The sequence below is a fragment of the Methylocystis suflitae genome, assembly GCF_024448135.1.
GTDB lineage: Bacteria > Pseudomonadota > Alphaproteobacteria > Rhizobiales > Beijerinckiaceae > Methylocystis > Methylocystis suflitae.
On sequence record NZ_JAMRYX010000045.1, the window covers coordinates 1 to 19,474 of the forward strand.

Below are 19,474 nucleotides of genomic sequence, written 5' to 3' on the forward strand. Positions count from 1 at the left end.
ATCGTCCTTAGCCGTTGGTGGCGGCGCAGGTCGACGCGCAGCGGGCGCTGGCGCGGCCAATGACATTGAGGGTGATGCGCTTGGCGATACGGATGGTCATGAAAGCCTCCTGTTTTGATTTCGTCTGGAGAGACCAGACGGGCTCCGCAGAACGCGGGACCCGAATGGTATGACGAGCGAGGCCGCAAAATTCGGACAGCTTGGGGCGAGAATTTTTTCGAGCCGTCGAGATTTTGATGTTTGGCGCATGTCGAAGGCGCGGCGCGGGCGCTTCGGCCGAGGACTCGCGCGACGCGTTCTTCGGGACGCTTGAAGGCGCGACGTCGAAGGCGCGATCGAAATGCTCGAGCGCCCGACCCAGGCTGCGATTGACCGTCCTCAAGGAAACGCCGAGTTCCTGCGCGATCTCCGAATGGCTGAAACCCAGAATCCGGCTCATCAGGAATATCTGACGACAGCATCTTGGCAGCCGCGCCAGGGCTGCTTGAACGTCCCGCGCCAGGCCGAATGCGTCGAGGGCCGACGTGATGTGCGTGTCTCGAGCGGGCGACTGGAACCATGCGCCGTCTTCGGCAAGCGCTCTGGCATGCGTTCTTTGCCTCCGAAGATTGTCGATCGCGAGCGTGCACGTCATCTTCGACACATAGCCGCGCGCATTTGAAATCAGTTCGCCACGGTCGCTTTCCAGCATTTTGAGATAGGCTTCCTGGACCAGGTCTTCGGCGTCTCCCGAGCCGATCACGCGGCGCGCCCGCGTTATCAGATCGCGATGATGGCTTCTAAACAGTCGGTCGATCGTCTCATGGGACTTCTGCATCAGCGCCTCCCCGCTTGTCTCCAAGCGCGCCGATTATCCAAAACGCATCACGCCGAGCGGCCCTAGGGGCATCGGCGATGCGTGGTTTCGATCCGCGGACGGATTTGCTTTCCGAACGCGCGGATGTAAGGCCGTGTCTTTAGACGGGGGAGGCGCGCGCCGGCGGGGTCGCCGATCGCGTTCGGGAAACGGGAGGGATCGGAAAAGCGGGAACGCTGATTCGCGCCGTAGGAAAGGACAGGCGCGCAATCTGATCATAGACGCAATAGATCTGCGGCTGAGCGTCGCAGCACGCGATACAGTCTGAGCAAGAGCCGGCGTGTTCGCCCGGCGCGTGAGGCGCCGCGGGAATCGCATCGCTTTTGCAGACAACGGCTGCGAACGACAAAGAGGGAGATTGGACGCGCGCGGCGACAGTCGAAACGCCGGCGACTTGCAGCAATATCGCAACGAAAAGAATGAGCCGAACGAGCATGGATTGCCGCCAACCATTGCCTACGGTGCGCGGATCATAGGCGCGAAACTCGCGCGCGGCAATACGGAAACTCCTTATACGACGCGCGTATGGCGGAACGATAAGGGCCGATAAGGCGAAGACGCGTTGACCAACGGACACGGTCGGCAAGCTTGCTTCCTCTTGCAAGCCGCCACGGGATCTTCAGTAAGGACTAAAGACTGCGCGCGGAAGATTCTTCGTCGGCGGTCGCGCCGCCATTTGGAGTGATGTCGGGGCGCACGGCTTCCTCGCGCCCTTCAACTGAAACGACAAAGCGAAATTGCAAAGACCAAGTGTGGCTGCAGCGCAACAGTTAAAAATATTGCAAAAGTTGGGCGATAAGCGTCGTTGACAAGTTAATCCTGGTGCACTCAGAATTCGATATGCGGCGAGACAAGAAAAAAATGCGGCGGTTCGTGCGTCCGATTGTGGCGGCCGCTGTCGCTTGTCTGCTGTTTCAGCAAGCTTTGGGTCTTATTTTTTCTAACGGCCGCCACGGCGGCGATTTGGGCGCGTTCCTAAGCTCTCCCGTCGCGATGGCGAACGAGCTTTGCGCCGACCAAGCCGATGGCGACGGCAAGGCCCAGCATGTTCAGCACATGCACTGCATGGCGTGCTTTCTAAGCGACCGAAACGACGACCTCGGGTCAAAGGTTCTTTTATCCGTCGTCGTTCTCGTGCTGGCGCCGGTATCTGAGACTCCTCCTCTTTGGCCGGAAGAGCGCGATATCGCGCCGCCGACCACCCAGTGGCCCAGAAATAGGCTCTCTCGCGCACCCCCGTCGCTTCTCTCCTAAGAGAGCGCGTTAGCGGTCGGCTGTCGGGTCTTCGACCCCCCACTCGCCATTTCCCTCGCGTTTGATTTTCGCGCGCGTCTCTGACGCGCGGCGCCGACACGCGTCGCGAACGCGTGCAGCCAACACACATCTCAAAAATCGTGCTGACAGGAGAGGAATCATGCGCGCATTCACTCGGGTTACGGCCATCATCGCCGGTCTCGCGGCCGTTGGCGGCGCGCAGGCGGCGGCTAAGGGCGACGGCAATGAAAGGCAGCAGGTCGCGATACGCTTTGCGCTTGCGGCCGGCGATCAGCCGGTCGAATGCGGCCGCGACATCGCGGGTCTTGGAACCGGTGGACAGCCGGCGCAGCTCCACGACGCCAGGTTCTACATCGCCGCGCCGGCCCTGATCGACGCCGCCGGCCATGAAGTTCCCATCGAGCTGGAACAGAACGACTGGCAATACGCCAACCTCGCGCTGCTCGATTTCGAAAATAAGACTGGCAAATGCGTCGGCAGCGCCGACCTCAACGACACGATCAAGGGATCGGCCCCGCGCGGCCGCTACAAAGGATTCAGCTTCGTCATTGGCGTCCCAAGCGTCGTCCAGGATAAGGACGGCAAGGACGTCATTCTCAACCACTCGAATTTCGCCACCGCTCCCGCGCCGCTCGATCTTCAGTCGATGACGTGGAATTGGCAGGCTGGGCGCAAATTCATAAAGATCGAAGTCGATCCCGAGGGCGGAGTAACCCGTCCGCCGCTCAAGCCGAAAAGCCCGGCGGACGCAGCGAATGGCGCCGGCGCGCAAGGCGACAAGTCCGGCGACAAGTCCGACGGCGGCGCGCCGGCGATGGCCGACGCGCCCAAGGCGGCGCCGCTGCGCGTCAACTCGGATGGGACGATCACAGTCTCGACCTGGATGCTGCACCTTGGTTCGACAGGCTGTCGCGGCGACGCGACGAAAGGCGAAATCACCTCCTGCGCCAATCCAAATCGCATTCCCGTGAAACTCGCGTCCTTCGACTCCGCGCGACAGCGCGTCGTGCTCGATCTGAAGCCGCTCTTCGCCGGCATCGATCTTGGGAAAGACCAGGGTTTCTCCACCGGCTGCATGAGCGGTCCGGCCGATCCCGAATGCGCGCCGATGTTCGAAAATCTCGGGCTTCGGCTCAAGGAAACCGCGCCCGACGCCAATGACGCCGGCCAGTCCTCCGGCGCGTCGACGAAGATTTTCCGCGCGGAGGTGGCGAAATGAAGCGCGAAACTCTCATCCTTCTCTTCGCCGCAACGCTGATCGCAGGCGGCGCGCAAGGCGACACGATCTCGAGCGCGGACTCCTGGCGTTGGACTTTGCCCGACTTCATGCCGCCGCCACGGGTTCCAGCTGACAACGCAATGTCGGAAGCTCGCTTTCAGCTCGGACGCAAGCTCTTCTACGACCCGCGTCTATCTGGAAATGGCAAGGAGAGCTGCGCCTCCTGCCATGAGCAGCGCCTGGCGTTCACCGATGGCCGCCCGGTCGCCGTGGGAGCCACGGGCCAGCATACGCCGCGCAATTCGCCCAGCATCGCCAACGCCGCCTGGCGCGCCACGCTCACCTGGGCGAATCCGGCGATGGTGACCCTCGAAAGGCAGATGGAAGGCCCGCTCTTTGGCGAAGAGCCGATCGAGATGGGCGTCAATGACAAGAATCGCAAAGAGATCCTCGCGCGTTTCAACAGTGACGCAGATTATCGCCGCGATTTTGCGGCCGCCTTTCCTGGCGAGGCGGATCCCATAAGCTTTGGCAACGTCATCAAGGCGATCTCCGCCTTTGAGCGCGGCGTCGTCTCGGCGTCCTCGAAATATGATCGCTATCTTGAAGGCAAAGCGACGCTCTCTCCAGAAGAGATGCGCGGCAAGGATCTCTTCTTTGGCGAGAAGGCCGAGTGCCATCACTGCCACGGCAGCGTGAATTTCGACGATCAGTTCTATCACGCCAAAACACGCGAGATCGAGACGCCGTTTCACAACACGGGCCTCTATGATCTCGACGGAAAGGGCGCCTATCCCGAGCCCAATCGCGGCGTTTTCGAGAACACGCATAACCCCGCCGAGATGGGCGCGTTTCGCGCCCCGAGCCTGCGCAATATCGCTGTCACCGCGCCCTATATGCACGACGGCAGCGTCGCGACGCTCGATGACGTGATCGACATTTACGCGGCCGGCGGGCGCAATGTCACGAGCGGTCCTCTCAAGGGCGACGGTCGGTACAACGCAAACAAAAGCGCGTTGATCGTGCCCATCGATCTGTCGCCGCAGGAAAAGAGCGATCTGATCGCCTTTCTGAAAACGCTGACCGACGATTCCTTTCTGACATCTCCCCGCTTCGCCGATCCGTGGAAACCGGCGTCGACCGCAAGCGGGTCAATGCGTGCGCCTGCTCAATGAGTTTCACTCCCCAATAGGAAAGCAAAGAAGATGACGTCCCGGTCGAAATTGATGCATGGCGCGGCGCTCGGCGTTCTCGCGCTCTTGTCCGCCGCCTCCGTCGCGCAGGCGCAGCAGGCGCTTCCGCAGATCACGATCGGCGCCGCGCCGGTCAGGCCTCCGGCGACAAGAGAGTCGACGGCGGGCGAAGAGGGAATCGCGCCGGGCTTTAGCGCGGCCCGCGCGAAACTGCCGATCTATCGGGACCCGCCCGGCGAGACGGTGACGATCGTCAACACCAAATTCCTCAAGCCGACGCCCCTGGCGGATGTCCGGAAGGTCTTGGAATACAGCCCCGGCGTCTCCGTACAGCAGGGCAATTCTGCGCGCGATCTTTTCATCTCGATTCGCGGATCGGGCAACCGCGCTGGTACAGGATTTCCGTTCGGTGTCCGCAACATCATGATGTTTGAAGACGGGTTCCCGATCATGACGGCCGACGGCAATGGCCGCACCGACTTGCTCGATCCGCATTCTTACGCCGCGGTCGACGTTTATCGCGGACCGTCCTCGGCGCTCTTCGGTAATTACGCCTATAACGGCGCAATCAACTTCCGTACCTTCTCAGGAGCCGAAATCGACGGCGTCAATACGGGTTCGGAAGCTGGCAGCTTTGGCTATGTCAACAATTACGTCCGGGCCGGAAAGGCGGTGGTCGACAGCACGCTTGGCGCCTTCGATATCGCTTTTTTTGCGTCGCATACGCGCGGCGATGGCTATGCCGCGCGCGGCGCTTACGAAGCCAAGCAGGGCAAGCTTCTCGGCAAATGGGAGATGACCCCGACCGATCGCGTCATCGTTAAATATATCGCGAACGACATAAAGGCGGATCTGCTGAACCGAGAGAGTATAAACGTATTCAATTTGAATCCCTTTCAACAATATTACGGCTGTCCAATTGCGAGCAACACCAACGCGCCCTTCTGCAACAATTTGAACGTACCCGCGAACGGCATATTCACCGCGCTTCAGGCGCCGCTTGTCAACCAGAGCGTTTGGCAGCTCGGCTCGCACTCGCACGCCCTAAGACAGATCGCCGGCGTTCAGTTTGAGCACGACTTCGACAACAATACGACCTGGCGCTCGCAATTCACCTACGACTATCTCGACAATATCAATGGCACTTGGCCGCCGCCGAGAGTCGGGCCGGCGGCGCTCGGCGGGCTCGGCGGGCCGGTGGCGCTCAGAGGTCCCACCGTAGGCATTACGGCACAGACAGACATCACCAGCCACGCTCCGCTGTTTGGCTTCCCGGCGACGCACTTTCTCCAGTTCTTCTATAGCAACGCCAAAACCACCAATCCGCTCTACAATCAGATCCCCAACACTTGGTATAGCGGCGCAAAGGGCGCGCCGATCGGTAAATTGGATTACTATACTTCAAACATCGGACTGCGCGCGCGCGAAGAGATTGCTCTCGCTCCGGGCCTGACCGGAGTGGTCGGCTTCAGCTCCAACTGGAACCGGGTTTGGGGCGTCAACACTGTTTATAATTACGCCATCAATCTGCGGCCCAGATTTCCCAACCAGCTCGCGGTCGACAACGACTATTGGAATACGGCGCCGGAAGCATCGCTCACCTATCGCTACAATCCGGAGTGGCAGGTGCGGGCGCGTTATTCAACCGGCTATAGCACACCGACGTTCGTGTTTCTGACCACGACGCGAAACGGCGCCGGCAGCAACCCGCTTAAGGCCCAGACCAATATGGGCGTCGATCTCGGCGTCGACTGGACGCCGAGCCCAACTCTCAATGTCAGCCTGACCGGCTTCAACGAATGGCACCGCAACGAAATTCTGACGTTGAACAATGCGCTCATCAACTATCAGACGAACATTCCCTCATCTCTCCACCGTGGCATAGAACTCAATGCTGATTGGCGGCCCTATGATGGGTGGCGGCTGATCGCGGCCTATACGTTCAACGATCAGTTCTTCACAAATTACTGGGACGATCTTGGTTCGGTCGCGGGCCGAGCAGTCCTATATAATCGCTCCGGCAATAGAATTCCCAATGTGCCGCCCCATACTGTTACAACGCGACTTGGATATGATCAGCCCTACGGCGACCTCGCGGGCCTCGGCGCATATGTCGAATATATTCTCAAGAGCGACTATACGATCGATAACGCCAATTTCACCACGATACCAAGCTTCAGCGTGTTTAATGTGAATACTCACTATAACCACGACTTAGACGGTTTCTATTTCAAGAATATCGAGCTGTATTTCGATGTGTCCAACATCTTCAACCGGACCTATGTCTCCGGCGCGCAAATCATAGCCAACTCTCTCCTCACCGGCCCGATACAAACGCCGCTGGTCTGGCCGACCGGCGGCCTGGTGACGGCGCAGGGCGCCGGCATTATCGCCGGCCAGCCGCGCGCCTTCTCTGGAGGCGTCAAACTCAAGTTCTGACGCGATCAGGCGTCGCCTCGTTCATTCGGGGCGACGCCCGCAGGCGCGCGCCTATCGGCGAAGCGCGATCAGCAGTTTTTCGAATTGGAGATTGCCCGGGCCGAATTGTTTCAGTCCGCCGATCTGGCGAAGGAGGCGATCAATGCTTCGCGCTGGCCGCGCAATTAAACGCATGATCGGCGCCGCGGTTTTTGCGGCGCTTCTCCACGCCGTCGCGGTCTTGTTGCCCGTTTCGGCGCTTGCGGATCAGCCTTCGAGCGCTTCCGTCACGCATGGTCTCGCGCTCTATGGCGAACCTGCGTTGCCGAACGATTTCGCTCATTTTTCCTACGCCTATCCGCACGCCCCGAAAGGCGGGAGGCTGCGGCTCGGCCAGCGCGGTGGATTCGCCAGTCTCAATCCATTCAACGCAAGATTTGGTGACGCGCCGCAGCTCATCATCGGCAATGTGCTGCAAAGTTTGATGATGCGGTCGCAGGACGAACCATATTCGCTTTATCCGCTGATCGCCGAATCTGTCGAACTCGACGAGGCGCGCGAACACGTCACATTTCACCTCGACCCTCGAGCGCGCTTTTCAGACAAGACGCCCATTCTTGCGTCGGACGTCCTGTTTTCCTTTGAATTGCTCAAGTCGAAAGGTCGGCCGAACCATCGCGCGATTTTCGCTTCGGTGACATCCGCCGTCGCGCTCGACGACCATACTGTGCGTTTCGATCTGACCGGCATGCAGGATCGCGAAGCGCCGCTCATTCTCGCCGCCATGCCGGTTCTCTCGAAGAGGACTGCCAATGTGGCGCGCTTCGACGATCTCGACATGACGATCCCGCTCGGCTCGGGTCCTTATGTGATTTCCGAGGCGAAAGCCGGCGCGCGTCTTGTCATGCGCCGCGACCCTGACTATTGGGGCCGCGACATTCCGAGCCAGAGCGGGCTCTATAATTTCGATGAAATCGACCTGGATTACTATCGCGACGAGGCCGCGCTGTTTGAGGCGTTGAAGGCGGGGCTGATCGATTATCGCGAGGAGACGAGCGCGGCGCGCTGGTCGACTGGCTACAATTTCCCCGCCCTGCGCAACGGCGCCGTCGTGAAGGAAATCTTGCGCCCCGGCCGGCCGACGGGGATGGAAGGTTTCGTCTTCAATCTGCGCAAAGCCATCTTTCGCGACGTGCGGCTGCGCGAAGCGATCGCCATGATGTATGACTTCGAGTGGATCAACGCCAATTTCTACGGCGGCCTCTATACGCGCACGGAGAGTTACTTCGGCGAGTCGGACTATGCCTCGACGGGGCGTCCGGCAAGCGCCGCCGAGCGCGCGTTGCTTTCGAAGTTCCCCGGCGCCGTGCGCGACGATATTCTCGAAGGCCGCTGGCGACCTGTACAGCATGACGGTTCGGGACGCGATCGCTCGGTGGCGAAGCGCGCACAAGCGCTTCTCGCCGACGCCGGCTATGTTCTCGTCGACGGGCGTCTCGCGAAGGATGGGGTTCCGGTCGTCTTCGAGATCATGATCCGCGATCGCGACGAAGAGCGGCTGGCGCTCAATTTCGCCGCCTCGTTGAAGCGCATCGGCATCGAAGCCAATCCGCGCGTCTACGATGAAGTCCAATATCAGCGCCGGCGTCAGCGCTTCGAATATGACATGATGATCGGGCAATGGCTGCCGGCCGCGGTTCCCGGTCAGGAGCAGTTGAATAGGTGGAACGCCGCGAGCCTCGACCGGAAAGACTCGCTCAATCTCGCCGGAGCCGCTTCGCCCGCGCTCGACGCCGCGATCGCCAGTCTGCTTGCGTCGCGCAACAGCGAGGACAGCATTTCGGCGGCGCGGGCGCTCGATCGCATACTGCTCTCCGGTTTCTATTTCGTGCCCCTGCAGCATGTGAACGCGATCTGGTGCGCGCATGGCGCCGCGATCCGCCATCCTGCGCACACGCCGCTTTTTCCGATGTTTCCCTTCGGCTTCACTTTGGAGACCTGGTGGAGCGAGAAAGCTCGTCCTCAGTGAGGATCGTGTTGGCGCTCTTCGCGCGACCGCGATAGAAACTTTGGAGACGGCCAGAGCTCGGCCCGCAAATTGCCTCGCACCAACAAAAGATCCTGGAGACGCACATGGGGCAGGAGCCCTGGCCAACTGAACTGCGCCTCTCAGAAGGCGGACGGATGCTGAACGTCTCTTTCGACGATGGCGCGCAAATTGCGCTCAGCGCCGAGCTTTTGCGCACGCAGAGTCCGAGCGCGGAAGTGCAGGGCCATTCTGCAAAGGAGCGCAAGACTGTCGGCGGCAAGCGCAATGTCGCGATCATCGCGGTCGCGCCGGTCGGCAATTACGCCGTGCGGCTCGACTTCGACGACATGCATCGCACCGGGATCTACACATGGCGGTATCTGCGCGAGCTCGGCGAGACAGCGGCGGAGCGGTTCTCGTCCTATCTTGAAGAGCTTGCAGCGAAGGGGCTCGATCGCGATCGGCCTGGAGAAAAGTAATCCTGCAAAATAAAACGGCCGACGCGAGCGCCGGCCGTTTAATCGTTTGCCGTAATTCTTATCGCGTCACGACCACGCGGGTGCCGATCTTGACGCGATTGTAGAGGTCGACCACGTCGTCATTGGTCATCCGGATGCAGCCCGACGACACGGCCTGGCCGATGGTCCAGGGCTCGTTGGAGCCGTGGATGCGGTACAGCGTGCCGGAGAGATACATGGCGCGCGCGCCGAGCGGATTGTTGAGGCCGCCCTCCATATGCCGCGGCAGGTCGGGGCGGCGACGCAGCATTTGCGCCGGCGGCGTCCAATCGGGCCACTCGCGCTTGTGGGCGACGAAGCGGGTGCCGGCCCATTCAAAGCCCGGGCGGCCGACGCCGACGCCGTAGCGGATCGCTTGGCCGTTGCCGAGCACATAATAGAGCCGACGCTCATTGGTGGCGATGATCACCGTGCCGGGCGCATATCTGGCGTCGAAGGCGACGACCTCGCGCGGAACGGCGACCGCCTGCGGACGCCCGTCGCTGGTTTGCGGGGCGAAGGAGCCGCCGCCGAATAGCGCGGTGAAAGGGTCGACGACCGGCGCCGGCGCCGGGGCCGGCTGCGGGGCAGGGCTGCGCGCGGATACTGGAGACGAAAGGACGCCGAGCGCGCCGAATGCGCAAATCAGTGCAAAAGCAAGACGACGCATGGTTTTCCCTTGTCCAAGTGTGGGCGGACGTCGCGCCGACCCGAATTTGCGACGCGGACGCCCTGATGATTAGTCCCGCAGGCCGCTCGCGCAAGCAAGCGGGCCGACGCGCTAAACTCAAGACAGGCCGCGTTTCTTTCGGGATAGTGGCAGACTTGCAACACTACCGCCGCGCGCCGACGGATGATCAACAGAGAGGGTACTCAGAATTTGAGCGTCGTCGCCTGTTTGACGCCAGGCAGGCTTTTCAGGGCGGTGAGCGCCTGCGGCGGCAGTTCGCCGTCGATGGCGACGAGCGCGACAGCGCCGCCGCCGGGCCTGTCGCGCCCCAGCGCGAACGTGGCGATATTGACCTCGGCTTCGCCGAGCACGCCGGCGAATCTGCCAATGAAGCCGGGCCTGTCTTCATTCGTCAGATAGATCATCGACGGCGCGAATTCGGCGTCGACGGCAATGTCGCCGATGCCCACAATGCGCGGCTTGCCGTCGTGGAAAACCGTCCCCGAAACGCAAATTTCGCCCTGCGCGGTGTGCGCGCTGAGCGTGACAAGGGATTCATAGTCGCCTTGCGCCTCGCGGGTGATTTCCTCAATCGCCAGGCCGCGCTCCTTGGCGAGGATCGGCGCCGACACCGGATTGACGTCTTCGAGAATGGGTCGAAGCAGCCCGGAGATCACAGCCGCCGTAATCGGCCGCGTCTTCTGCAACGCGACGGCCCCTTCATAGACGATCGACAATGTGTCGACGCCGGCGACGGCGACCTGACCCACGAAGAGACCGAGTTTTTCGGCGAGTTCGACGAAGGGCTTCAGCCGCGGCGCCTCTTCGGCGCTGATCGAAGGGAAATTCACCGCATTGGCGATCGCGCCTCTGGTGAGATAATCCGCCATCTGCTCGGCGATCTGCAGCGCGACCTTTTCCTGCGCCTCGCTCGTCGAAGCGCCGAGATGCGGCGTGCAGACGACGTGCGGATGCCCGAACAATGGGTTTTCCGTCGCCGGCTCCTGGGCGAACACGTCGAAGGCGGCGCCGGCGACATGGCCCTCATCGAGGGCCTTGCGTAGCGCTTCTTCGTCAACGAGTCCGCCGCGCGCGCAATTGATGACGCGCACGCCCTTGCACGTCTTGGCGAGGTTTTCCGCCGAGAGGATATTCTTCGTCTGCGGCGTCAGCGGCGTATGCAGCGTGATGAAGTCGGCTCTCGCCAAAAGCTCGTCGAGATCAACTTTTTCGACGCCAAGCTCATTGGCGCGCTCTTGGGTGAGATAGGGATCGAAGGCGATCACGCGCATCTTCAGGCCGAGCGCGCGTTCGGCGACATTCGCGCCGACATTGCCGCAACCGACGACGCCAAGCGTCTTGCCGGTGATCTCGACGCCCATGAAGCGGTTCTTTTCCCATTTGCCGGCCTGGGTCGAGGCGTCGGCGGCAGGGATTTCGCGCGCCAAGGCGAACATCAGCGCGATCGCGTGTTCGGCGGTGGTGATGGAATTGCCGAAGGGCGTGTTCATGACGATGACGCCGCGCGCGGTGGCGGCGGCGACATCGACATTGTCGACGCCGATGCCGGCGCGGCCGACCACCTTGAGCCGCGGCGCCCGCGCAAAGATGTCGGCGGTCACCTTCGTCGCCGAACGGATCGCTAGTCCGTCATAGTCGGCGATCGCGGCGGCAAGCTTGTCCTTGTCTTTTCCCAGCGTCGGTTCGAAATCGACGTCGAGGCCGCGCAGGCGGAAAATCTGTGCGGCGGCCGGCGACAGAGAATCTGAGATGAGAACGCGCGGCGGCATGGAGATACTCGCGGTATGAGGATGCATCTCAGGAGTAGATCGCGCTTGGGGGTTAGTCTGCGTTGGTCCAATCCTGGATTATTAATCCGTCGACGCGACAAAATTCCTTAACATTGGCTGTAACGAGGACCAATCCGCGTCCCAGCGCCTGGGCGGCAATCAGGAGATCGTACGGACCGATCGGAACGCCATTGGCGCGCAGCTTTGCACGAATCTCGCCCGCGACGATTGAATCTTCGAGGTCGAAGGGCACAACCTCGAACCGCAGCGCGCGCAAACAAGCGAGATTGGCTTCAACCCGCCCGCTCTTGTATGCGCCAAAATACAATTCATGTGTGACGACCGACGAGAGGCATATGTCCGCTGGCCGATGTTGGCGTAGGCGCAACGCCAGGGACGAGTTGTCGCCCTTTAGAATTGCGATCACCGCATTGGTGTCGAGGAGAAAACGCACGCTTAGAAAAATTTATCGAGTAGCGGACGCTCCTGCATCGGCGGCTGCTCGCGACCCTCTTCCATGAAGTCCTCGGACATGGTTCCGACGATCGCATCGAGCCAGGACCACTCTTTCGCAATGGGTTCCAAGATAATTGAGTCCCCGCGCCGACTGATCCGCACCTCATCGGCCTCGATGCGATAGTCTTTAGGCAAACGGACAGCTTGCGAGCGCCCCGACCAAAAAACCTTGGCTTTATCCACGCGCCCCTCCTGATATATCTCAAACGAATATATCACGCCAAGGGCCGTGATCAACTCACCCTGCTTGCGCGGCGTCGGCGCAAGCTTGCGCATAGGCCCAATCGAGCCATTGGGTCAGCAGCGCCACGTCGGCGGTTTCCACCGTCGCGCCGCACCAGATGCGAAAGCCCGGCGGCGCGTCGCGATAGGCGCCAAAATCATAGCCGGCGCCCTCGTTTTCGATCATCGCCGCCATCTTCTTGGCGAGCGTCGCCTGCGCGTTCGCGTCTGTCGCCGCGCTCTCTGCGGAGAAGATGAGGCAGACGCTGGTGTTGGAGCGGGTCGCGGGATCCTTGGCGAGGAAGTCGACCCAGGGCGTCTTTGCAACCCAGTCGCCGACCGCCTGCGCATTGGCGTCACAGCGCGCGAACAGCGCCTCAAGCCCGCCGATCGATTGCGCCCAGGACAGCGCGTCGAGATAATCTTCGACCGCGAGGAGCGAGGGCGTGTTGATCGTCTCGCCCCGGAAAATCCCCTCGTTCAGCTTTCCCTGTTTCGTCAGCCGGAAAATTTTGGGCATCGGCCAGGGCGGCGCATAGCTCTCGAGCCGCTCGACCGCGCGCGGCGAGAGAATCAGCATGCCATGCGCGGCCTCGCCGCCGAGAACCTTTTGCCAGCTGTAGGTCGTCACATCGAGCTTGGCGAAGTCGAGCGGTTGCGCGAAAGCCGCCGACGTCGCGTCGCAAATCGTCAGGCCCTTGCGATCCGCCGCAATGAAATCGGCGTTCGGCGCGCGCACGCCCGACGTCGTGCCGTTCCAGGCGAAGACGACGTCATTGTCGAAATCGATCTGCGTGAGATCTGGCAATTCGCCATAGGGCGCGGCGAGGCTTCGCGCCTTTTCGATCTTCAACTGGTTCAGGACATCATTGACCCAGTCTTTCGAAAAGCTCTCCCAAGCGACGACATCGACGCCCCTGGGGCCGAGAAGCGACCAGAGCGCGATCTCCACGGCGCCGGTATCGGACGCCGGCACGATGCCGATGCGGTAATCGGCAGGAACGCGCAGCGCCTCCCGCGTCAGCGCGATGGCCTGCGCCAGTTTCTCTTTGCCGGCCTTCGAACGGTGGGAGCGTCCGAGCGCCGCCCCGGCGAGATTTGCCAGCGCCCACCCCGGGCGTTTGGCGCAAGGGCCGGAGGAAAAGCAGGGATTGGCCGGCTTGGCGGCGGGTTTCGCCATTTTGTCGACGGCGGCCATGGTGCAGCCCTCTCGATGCGGCGCAGCGCCGCCGCCGCTCGCGCTACGCGCTGCCCAGCCGACCGTCAAGAGCCGCTGGCTTCAGCCGCGCACTGGGAAGCCATCAGGTTGGCGCGATTTTCTCGTACCAACTTGCGCGGCGTCGCTTGAAGAAACGCCGGGACGAGGGGAGAGCGGTGATGTCGGAGAATAATGACGCGCGTAACGAAGAAGAATGTCGGTATTTTCTCTCCTATTCCGGGGTTCGCTTGCCATTGAAGCTCCTGGGGCCGCTCGAGGCGAGCGAGCTTAAGAACCGCAACACTTATTTTCGTGCGACTTATGATGCTGAGGGCAAGATCGTCAGTTGCGAGAAGCTCGTCTATGGCGAAGTGGAGCTGCGCCACGATTATTCCTATGGCGCCGACGGCGGGCTGGCGCGCGCCCGCATCGCCATGGGCGAGGACGTTTCCGAGGTCGACTGCGGCGCTGACGGCGCCCCGCTGCGCAGTTGACCGCCTTAAACGGGCGCGGCCTCCTGCGGAGTTTTGGCGCTGATCGCCAGGGCGTGAACGCGGTCGGCCAACTCGTCGGAAAGAAGCGCATTGACGAGACGGTGCCGCTCGATCAAGCTCTTGCCCTCGAAAGCCGCGCTCACCACCTCCACTCTGAAGTGGGTTTCGCCATCGGGATGGTGATGCCCATGCCCCGCGTGGCTGTGCGATTCGTCGATCACATTGAGCGCCGCTGGCGCGAGGGCTTGGGTGAGTTTCTGTGCGATGCGCGTCTTGACGACGCCTTTACCCTGATCCGTCATGTTTATCTCCGGTTCGACCGCCGATTTAGCACATTGGCGCTTGGTTGCGCTTGCGGCGCGCTGCGGCGCCATCATAATGGAATGAAATGGACCTGAATTCGCCCCTCTTCGATCGCATCCGAGCGCAGCGTCAGCCGCGCGAAACTCGGCGCGAGACCGTGACACGGTGCGATTCTCCGGGCTGTGAGGCGGAGGGCGTCCACCGCGCGCCAATGGGCCGGCTGCGTGAGGGGCAGTATCTCTGCTTCTGCCTCGAACATGTCCGGGAATACAACGCCACATACAATTATTTCAACGGCATGGATGACGCTTCAGTCGCCCGTTACATGAAGGACGCGACGGTCGGGCACCGGCCGACATGGTCCATGGGGACGAAACGCGGACGGGCGGGTTTTCGCGAGGACACGATGACGGCTGCCGATCCGCTTGGCGTCTATCGCCAGCGCTTTCGCCGTCCTCAGCCCGCCGAGCGCCGCGGTCCGCATCATTCGCCAGTGACGATCCGGGCGTTCGTCGCCATGGGGCTTGAGGAGACGGCGGACGCCGTGACGATCCGCGCGCGCTACAAGGAGCTCGTTAAGCGCCACCATCCCGACGCCAATGGCGGCGATCGCTCGCGCGAGGAAAAATTGCGGGAAATCATCCATGCCTATAAGACGCTGAGGGCCGCCCGGCTGGTCTGAGCGCTCGTCGCGCGCACTGCTTGTCCGCTGCGGCGCAGACATCTTCGGCGCAATCATGCGGGGACGAAACGGTCCGCGCAAGGAGGACGCATTTTGGTCGCTGTAGAATACGCCGCAACGGGCCTCGAGAGCACGCCGGACATGAAGATCTCGGTGCGCCAAGTGTTCGGGATCGACTCCGATATGGAGGTTCCCGCCTTTTCCGAGCGCAACGAACATGTGCCGGACCTTGACCCGGACTACCTCTTCGATCGGCAGACGACGCTCGCCATTCTCGCCGGCTTCGCCAGGAATCGGCGCGTGATGGTGACCGGCTATCACGGCACCGGAAAGTCGACGCATATCGAGCAGGTGGCGGCGCGGCTCAACTGGCCCTTCGTCCGCGTCAATCTCGACAGCCACATCTCGCGCATCGACCTTGTCGGCAAGGACGCCATCGTCCTGAAGGACGGCAAGCAGGTCACCGAGTTTCGCGACGGCATCCTACCCTGGGCGGTGCAGCACTGCGTCGCTTTGTGTTTCGACGAATATGACGCCGGGCGGCCCGACGTGATGTTCGTGATCCAGCGCGTGCTTGAAGTCTCCGGCCGCCTGACGCTGCTCGACCAGAACCGCGTCATCCGGCCGCATCCGGCGTTCCGGCTGTTCGCGACCGCAAACACCGTTGGGCTCGGCGACACGTCGGGCCTCTACCACGGCACGCAGCAGATCAACCAGGCGCAGATGGACCGCTGGTCGATCGTCGCGACGCTGAATTACCTGCCGCATGACGCCGAGACCAATATCGTGCTCGCCAAGGCGAAATCCTATGGCGCGACGAAGGAAGGCCGCGACGTCGCCAATAAAATGGTGCGGGTCGCCGACCTCACCCGCAACGCCTTCATGGCCGGCGATCTCTCGACGGTGATGAGCCCGCGCACGGTGATCACCTGGGCGGAGAACGCCGAGATTTTCGGAGACATCGGCTTCGCCTTCCGGATGACCTTTTTGAACAAATGCGACGAGCTCGAGCGTCCGCTGGTCGCCGAATTCTATCAGCGCTGCTTCGGCAAGGAGCTGCCGGAAAGCGCCGTGAATGTGGTGATGACGTAGAGGCGGGCTGGCCACCTCCCTCACCCTCCCCCGCTAAAGCGGGAAAGGGGGCGGCGGGCGTTACGCGCAATCTCTTGTGAAACGCGCAATCTTCTCCCTCTCCCGCGAAGCGGGGGAGGGCCGGGGTGGGGGCAATGCGGCGCTCAGCCGAGTTGCCGCTTCAGTGGAAATGCCGACGCCAAGCTCGAAAGGCTCACTGACACGTCGCGGGCGCTCAAGCATGAGCCCCGCATGCGGAATGAAAATTGCTCGCGCGAGGGCGTTCCGTGAACGCCAACTGACGCGAGGCTCCGATGCCGCTTTACGCCTATGTCTGTGACGCCTGTTCCGCTGAATTCGAACTCTTGGTGCGGGCGTCGGAAACCCCGGCCTGTCCGTCCTGCGGGAGCGAGAAACTGCAGCAGCAGGTGTCGCGCATCAGCAAGGAAATCAAATATCCGGCGATCGCGAAATCATGGCGCCGGCGGGCCGCGGCGGAAGGCGACCTTTCCAATTTCAGCAAGCAGGAACGCAAAGTGTGACGGCCGCCCCGTGGCGATCGGATTGCGCCGCTTTCGGCCGTCGACGCGAAGCCAACGCTTCGGCCGCGCAAATGCTTTCAGGGGCATGCGTCAATTGGTCCACATTCGCCAAGGATCTCGCATCCCTTAATCGCCTTTTCGCCCTGTATACACTAGGAGTTCGAAGTTTTTCATAAATCATGGGCGGCGAAAAATACTATTTAGATTCGCTTATTGCTGTGCGTATTTACGTTCAGACTGGCTTGCAGTGCGCGTATTTACCTCTAAATATAAGAAATAGGCTGCAGTTTTTCTGGGCATTCCTGCCGGCGGCTTATGTAATTTCTTCGCAGGCATGTCCATGTAAAGAGACAAAATGAGCTTGAACACCGCAGCCTCTTCGCGTTTAAAGGGCATGATTTGGGTTGTCGGCGCCATTGCCGCGATTGTGACGGTGGTCATGGTCGCTCCAATGATTTCGCACCTCGGCTGATAATCTCGACCGAAAAAAGCCGCGCGGCCAGGCTGCGCGGCTTTTTCGCGTACTCGACTATCGACTGCCCGCCTATCGACTTTCCCGGCCGCTGACCGCCGGCCGACTTGCGGCTTCGCTGAGCGGCGCGCATATAGTTCCGTTATGCCGCCAGCCCCGACAAACCGACGGCCTGCCTCGCCCAAAGAGGCGCCTCAGGAGCCGTTCAAGCGCGCCGTCGCCGGCGCCATGCGCGCCATGGCGCGCTCGCCAGCGCTCGAGGTGAATTTTGCCTCGGAGCGACCCTCGCTGATCGCGGGCGCCGACGGGGCGAAGGCGCGGCTGACGGAACCGCCTCGAAAGCTGAACGTAAAGGACGCCGCGATTCTGCGCGGTCAGGCAGATTCTTTGGCGCTGCGCCTCGCCTGTCACGACGACGCGCTGCATCGCCGCTATGCGCCGGAACCGGCGGCGGCGCGAGCCGCCTTTGACGCTCTGGAGCAGGCGCGCTGCGAATCGATCGGCGCGATGCGAATGCCCGGAGTCGCCGCGAATATTGGCGCAATGCTCGACGACCGCTATCAGCGCAGCCACGCCGATGAAATCTCAGGCCGCGAAGACGCGCCGCTCGAAGACGCGCTGGCGCTGCTCGCGCGCCAACGCGTGACCGGGCTCAATCCGCCGCCGCACGCGCAAAAAATCGTCGAGCTGTGGCGCGACACGATCGAAGAGCGCGCCGGCGCCGATCTCGACCGACTGTCCGGGGCGGTGGAGGACCAGAAGCTTTTCGCCCAGATCGTGCGTGAGTTGCTTTCGCATCTCGATATGGCGACCGGCGAAGCGCCGGACGAGACAACGGCCGACGAGGAAAGCGAGGATACGCCACAAAATCCCGACCAGAGCGAGAGCGACGATCAAGACGATCAAGAGTCCAAGAGCGCCGCCGAGATGGATACGGCGCTCGCGGCCGAAGACGCCCAGGAGGAAGGCGAAAGCGACTCCGCCGAAGCGCCCTATGGCGAGACCGAGCGAGAGGCTGACGCCGGAGACGCCGAAGAGGCCGCCGAGGCGCGTCACCCGGCGACGAACGCCGCCGAGCGCGCCGGCGCCGATTATCACGCCTATACCACCCGCTTCGACGAGATCATTCGCGCCGAGGAGCTCTGCGACGTCGAGGAGCTGGATCGGCTGCGCGCCTATCTCGATAAGCAGCTGCTGCATCTCTCTTCGGTCGTCGGACGGCTGGCGAATCGGCTGCAGCGGCGGCTGATGGCGCAGCAGAGCCGTTCCTGGGAGTTCGACCTCGAGGAGGGCATGCTCGACCCCGCGCGTCTGCCGCGGATCATCATCGATCCCCAGCAGCCGCTCTCGTTCAAACGCGAAAAGGACATGGATTTTCGCGACACGGTGGTGACGCTGCTTTTGGACAATTCCGGCTCGATGCGCGGGCGCCCGATCACGGTCGCGGCCACCTGCGCCGATATTCTGGCGCGCACGCTGGAGCGCTGCGGCGTCAAGGTCGAGATCCTGGGCTTCACCACCCGCGCCTGGAAGGGCGGCCAGTCTCGCGAGGCCTGGATCGCCGAAGGGAAGGCGGCCAATCCCGGTCGCCTCAACGACATCCGCCACATTATCTATAAGGCCGCCGACGCGCCCTGGCGCCGGGCCAGACGCAACCTCGGCCTGATGATGCGGGAAGGGCTGTTGAAGGAGAATATCGACGGCGAGGCCCTCGATTGGGCGCATCGCCGTCTGCTCGCGCGCACAGAGCAGCGGCGAATCTTGATGATGATCTCGGACGGCGCGCCGGTCGATGATTCGACGCTGTCGGTTAACGCGGGCAACTATCTCGAACGGCACCTGCGCCAAATCATTCACGAGATCGAGAGCAAGTCGCCGGTCGAACTCATCGCCATCGGCATCGGCCATGACGTCACCCGCTACTACCGGCGCGCGGTGACGATCGTCGACGCCGAGGAGCTGGGCGGCGCCATGACCGAAAAGCTCGCCGAGCTGTTCAGCGAAAGCGCCGCGCCCGCGCCGCCGCC

Annotated in this window: 19 protein-coding genes; 11 read left to right on the forward strand and 8 right to left on the reverse strand. The window is 62.1% G+C overall.

Features of this window, described 5'->3' with window-relative positions; all coding sequences use genetic code 11:
* Window positions 1–7 precede the first annotated feature (7 nt).
* Window positions 8–817 (reverse strand): methanobactin precursor domain-containing sigma factor, encoded by an 810-nt coding sequence (locus tag NEI07_RS03775; protein ID WP_256032820.1) that lies wholly within the window; start codon window positions 815–817, stop codon window positions 8–10.
* A gap of 900 nt (window positions 818–1,717) precedes the next feature.
* Here NEI07_RS03775 and NEI07_RS19570 point away from each other — a divergent pair.
* The 6 genes from NEI07_RS19570 (at window position 1,718) to NEI07_RS03800 (ending at window position 9,469) form a co-directional block, all read left to right on the forward strand.
* Window positions 1,718–2,110, forward strand: coding sequence for a DUF2946 family protein (locus tag NEI07_RS19570; RefSeq protein WP_328516955.1), 393 nt, complete (start codon window positions 1,718–1,720; stop codon window positions 2,108–2,110).
* Between the two features lie 160 nt (window positions 2,111–2,270).
* Window positions 2,271–3,350 carry an MbnP family copper-binding protein gene (locus NEI07_RS03780; protein ID WP_256032824.1) on the forward strand — a complete coding sequence of 360 codons (1,080 nt, stop codon included), beginning with the start codon at window positions 2,271–2,273 and terminating at the stop codon, window positions 3,348–3,350.
* Window positions 3,347–4,525: a methanobactin export MATE transporter MbnM gene (locus NEI07_RS03785; RefSeq protein ID WP_256032826.1), complete on the forward strand. Its 1,179-nt coding sequence runs from the start codon at window positions 3,347–3,349 to the stop codon at window positions 4,523–4,525. Before NEI07_RS03780 ends, NEI07_RS03785 begins: the two co-directional genes overlap by 4 nt.
* A gap of 30 nt (window positions 4,526–4,555) precedes the next feature.
* On the forward strand, window positions 4,556–6,982 hold the full coding sequence (locus NEI07_RS03790; RefSeq protein ID WP_256032828.1) for a TonB-dependent receptor family protein: 2,427 nt from the start codon (window positions 4,556–4,558) through the stop codon (window positions 6,980–6,982).
* A gap of 142 nt (window positions 6,983–7,124) precedes the next feature.
* Window positions 7,125–8,990 (forward strand): extracellular solute-binding protein, encoded by a 1,866-nt coding sequence (locus NEI07_RS03795; protein WP_256032830.1) that lies wholly within the window; start codon window positions 7,125–7,127, stop codon window positions 8,988–8,990.
* A 104-nt stretch (window positions 8,991–9,094) separates the two neighbouring features.
* A complete protein-coding gene (locus NEI07_RS03800; RefSeq protein WP_256032832.1) occupies window positions 9,095–9,469 on the forward strand; it encodes a gamma-butyrobetaine hydroxylase-like domain-containing protein in 375 nt (124 codons plus the stop codon).
* A 58-nt stretch (window positions 9,470–9,527) separates the two neighbouring features.
* Here NEI07_RS03800 and NEI07_RS03805 read toward each other — a convergent pair whose 3' ends face one another.
* The 5 genes from NEI07_RS03805 to NEI07_RS03825 all read right to left on the reverse strand — a co-directional run bounded on the left by NEI07_RS03805 (window position 9,528) and on the right by NEI07_RS03825 (window position 13,883).
* Window positions 9,528–10,157, reverse strand: coding sequence for a L,D-transpeptidase (locus NEI07_RS03805; RefSeq protein WP_256032834.1), 630 nt, complete (start codon window positions 10,155–10,157; stop codon window positions 9,528–9,530).
* A 203-nt stretch (window positions 10,158–10,360) separates the two neighbouring features.
* Entirely contained in the window at window positions 10,361–11,947 is a 1,587-nt protein-coding gene (gene serA / locus NEI07_RS03810) for a phosphoglycerate dehydrogenase (protein WP_256032835.1), read from the reverse strand.
* A gap of 52 nt (window positions 11,948–11,999) precedes the next feature.
* Window positions 12,000–12,401: a type II toxin-antitoxin system VapC family toxin gene (locus NEI07_RS03815; protein ID WP_256032836.1), complete on the reverse strand. Its 402-nt coding sequence runs from the start codon at window positions 12,399–12,401 to the stop codon at window positions 12,000–12,002.
* A 2-nt stretch (window positions 12,402–12,403) separates the two neighbouring features.
* Window positions 12,404–12,739 carry a type II toxin-antitoxin system antitoxin VapB gene (gene vapB / locus NEI07_RS03820; protein ID WP_328516956.1) on the reverse strand — a complete coding sequence of 112 codons (336 nt, stop codon included), beginning with the start codon at window positions 12,737–12,739 and terminating at the stop codon, window positions 12,404–12,406.
* Window positions 12,702–13,883 (reverse strand): phosphoserine transaminase, encoded by a 1,182-nt coding sequence (locus NEI07_RS03825; RefSeq protein ID WP_256032837.1) that lies wholly within the window; start codon window positions 13,881–13,883, stop codon window positions 12,702–12,704. Before NEI07_RS03825 ends, vapB begins: the two co-directional genes overlap by 38 nt.
* A 179-nt stretch (window positions 13,884–14,062) precedes the next feature.
* On the opposite strand from NEI07_RS03825, the gene NEI07_RS03830 reads away from it, so the two are divergent.
* On the forward strand, window positions 14,063–14,377 hold the full coding sequence (locus NEI07_RS03830) for a DUF6156 family protein (protein WP_256032839.1): 315 nt from the start codon (window positions 14,063–14,065) through the stop codon (window positions 14,375–14,377).
* 5 nt (window positions 14,378–14,382) lie between these two features.
* Here the strand turns inward: NEI07_RS03830 and NEI07_RS03835 are convergent, their stop codons facing one another.
* Window positions 14,383–14,679, reverse strand: coding sequence for a BolA family protein (locus NEI07_RS03835; RefSeq protein WP_256032840.1), 297 nt, complete (start codon window positions 14,677–14,679; stop codon window positions 14,383–14,385).
* Window positions 14,680–14,765: 86 nt separating this feature from the next.
* On the opposite strand from NEI07_RS03835, the gene NEI07_RS03840 reads away from it, so the two are divergent.
* The 3 genes from NEI07_RS03840 (at window position 14,766) to NEI07_RS03850 (ending at window position 16,975) form a co-directional block, all read left to right on the forward strand.
* Complete coding sequence (locus NEI07_RS03840; RefSeq protein ID WP_256032842.1) at window positions 14,766–15,362, forward strand: J domain-containing protein; 597 nt, start codon at window positions 14,766–14,768, stop codon at window positions 15,360–15,362.
* Window positions 15,363–15,455: 93 nt separating this feature from the next.
* Complete coding sequence (gene cobS / locus NEI07_RS03845) at window positions 15,456–16,454, forward strand: cobaltochelatase subunit CobS (protein ID WP_014890856.1); 999 nt, start codon at window positions 15,456–15,458, stop codon at window positions 16,452–16,454.
* Between the two features lie 293 nt (window positions 16,455–16,747).
* The gene (locus NEI07_RS03850) at window positions 16,748–16,975 is read left to right on the forward strand and encodes an FmdB family zinc ribbon protein (RefSeq protein WP_256032844.1); all 228 of its coding nucleotides are present in this window, start codon (window positions 16,748–16,750) and stop codon (window positions 16,973–16,975) included.
* 210 nt (window positions 16,976–17,185) lie between these two features.
* On the opposite strand, the gene NEI07_RS03855 is transcribed toward NEI07_RS03850, so the two are convergent.
* Window positions 17,186–17,416 carry a hypothetical protein gene (locus NEI07_RS03855; protein ID WP_256032845.1) on the reverse strand — a complete coding sequence of 77 codons (231 nt, stop codon included), beginning with the start codon at window positions 17,414–17,416 and terminating at the stop codon, window positions 17,186–17,188.
* A gap of 175 nt (window positions 17,417–17,591) precedes the next feature.
* Here NEI07_RS03855 and cobT point away from each other — a divergent pair.
* Window positions 17,592–19,474 (forward strand): cobaltochelatase subunit CobT (gene cobT, locus NEI07_RS03860; RefSeq protein ID WP_256032846.1); only part of this gene is annotated, 1,883 nt, incomplete at its 3' end.

Excerpts from the sequence above, each read along its gene's own strand:
- NEI07_RS19570 (WP_328516955.1), top strand. The coding sequence starts at position 1,718 with ATGCGGCGGTTCGTGCGTCCGATTGTGGCGGCCGCTGTCGCTTGTCTG.
- NEI07_RS03800 (WP_256032832.1), top strand. The coding sequence starts at position 9,095 with ATGGGGCAGGAGCCCTGGCCAACTGAACTGCGCCTCTCAGAAGGCGGA.
- NEI07_RS03850 (WP_256032844.1), top strand. The coding sequence starts at position 16,748 with ATGCCGCTTTACGCCTATGTCTGTGACGCCTGTTCCGCTGAATTCGAA.
- NEI07_RS03840 (WP_256032842.1), top strand. The coding sequence starts at position 14,766 with ATGGACCTGAATTCGCCCCTCTTCGATCGCATCCGAGCGCAGCGTCAG.
- NEI07_RS03855 (WP_256032845.1), bottom strand. The coding sequence starts at position 17,416 with ATGACCACCGTCACAATCGCGGCAATGGCGCCGACAACCCAAATCATG.
- NEI07_RS03775 (WP_256032820.1), bottom strand. The coding sequence starts at position 817 with ATGCAGAAGTCCCATGAGACGATCGACCGACTGTTTAGAAGCCATCAT.
- NEI07_RS03805 (WP_256032834.1), bottom strand. The coding sequence starts at position 10,157 with ATGCGTCGTCTTGCTTTTGCACTGATTTGCGCATTCGGCGCGCTCGGC.
- NEI07_RS03835 (WP_256032840.1), bottom strand. The coding sequence starts at position 14,679 with ATGACGGATCAGGGTAAAGGCGTCGTCAAGACGCGCATCGCACAGAAA.
- NEI07_RS03830 (WP_256032839.1), top strand. The coding sequence starts at position 14,063 with ATGTCGGAGAATAATGACGCGCGTAACGAAGAAGAATGTCGGTATTTT.
- vapB (WP_328516956.1), bottom strand. The coding sequence starts at position 12,739 with ATGCGCAAGCTTGCGCCGACGCCGCGCAAGCAGGGTGAGTTGATCACG.
- NEI07_RS03790 (WP_256032828.1), top strand. The coding sequence starts at position 4,556 with ATGACGTCCCGGTCGAAATTGATGCATGGCGCGGCGCTCGGCGTTCTC.
- NEI07_RS03785 (WP_256032826.1), top strand. The coding sequence starts at position 3,347 with ATGAAGCGCGAAACTCTCATCCTTCTCTTCGCCGCAACGCTGATCGCA.
- serA (WP_256032835.1), bottom strand. The coding sequence starts at position 11,947 with ATGCCGCCGCGCGTTCTCATCTCAGATTCTCTGTCGCCGGCCGCCGCA.
- NEI07_RS03780 (WP_256032824.1), top strand. The coding sequence starts at position 2,271 with ATGCGCGCATTCACTCGGGTTACGGCCATCATCGCCGGTCTCGCGGCC.
- NEI07_RS03825 (WP_256032837.1), bottom strand. The coding sequence starts at position 13,883 with ATGGCCGCCGTCGACAAAATGGCGAAACCCGCCGCCAAGCCGGCCAAT.
- NEI07_RS03795 (WP_256032830.1), top strand. The coding sequence starts at position 7,125 with ATGCTTCGCGCTGGCCGCGCAATTAAACGCATGATCGGCGCCGCGGTT.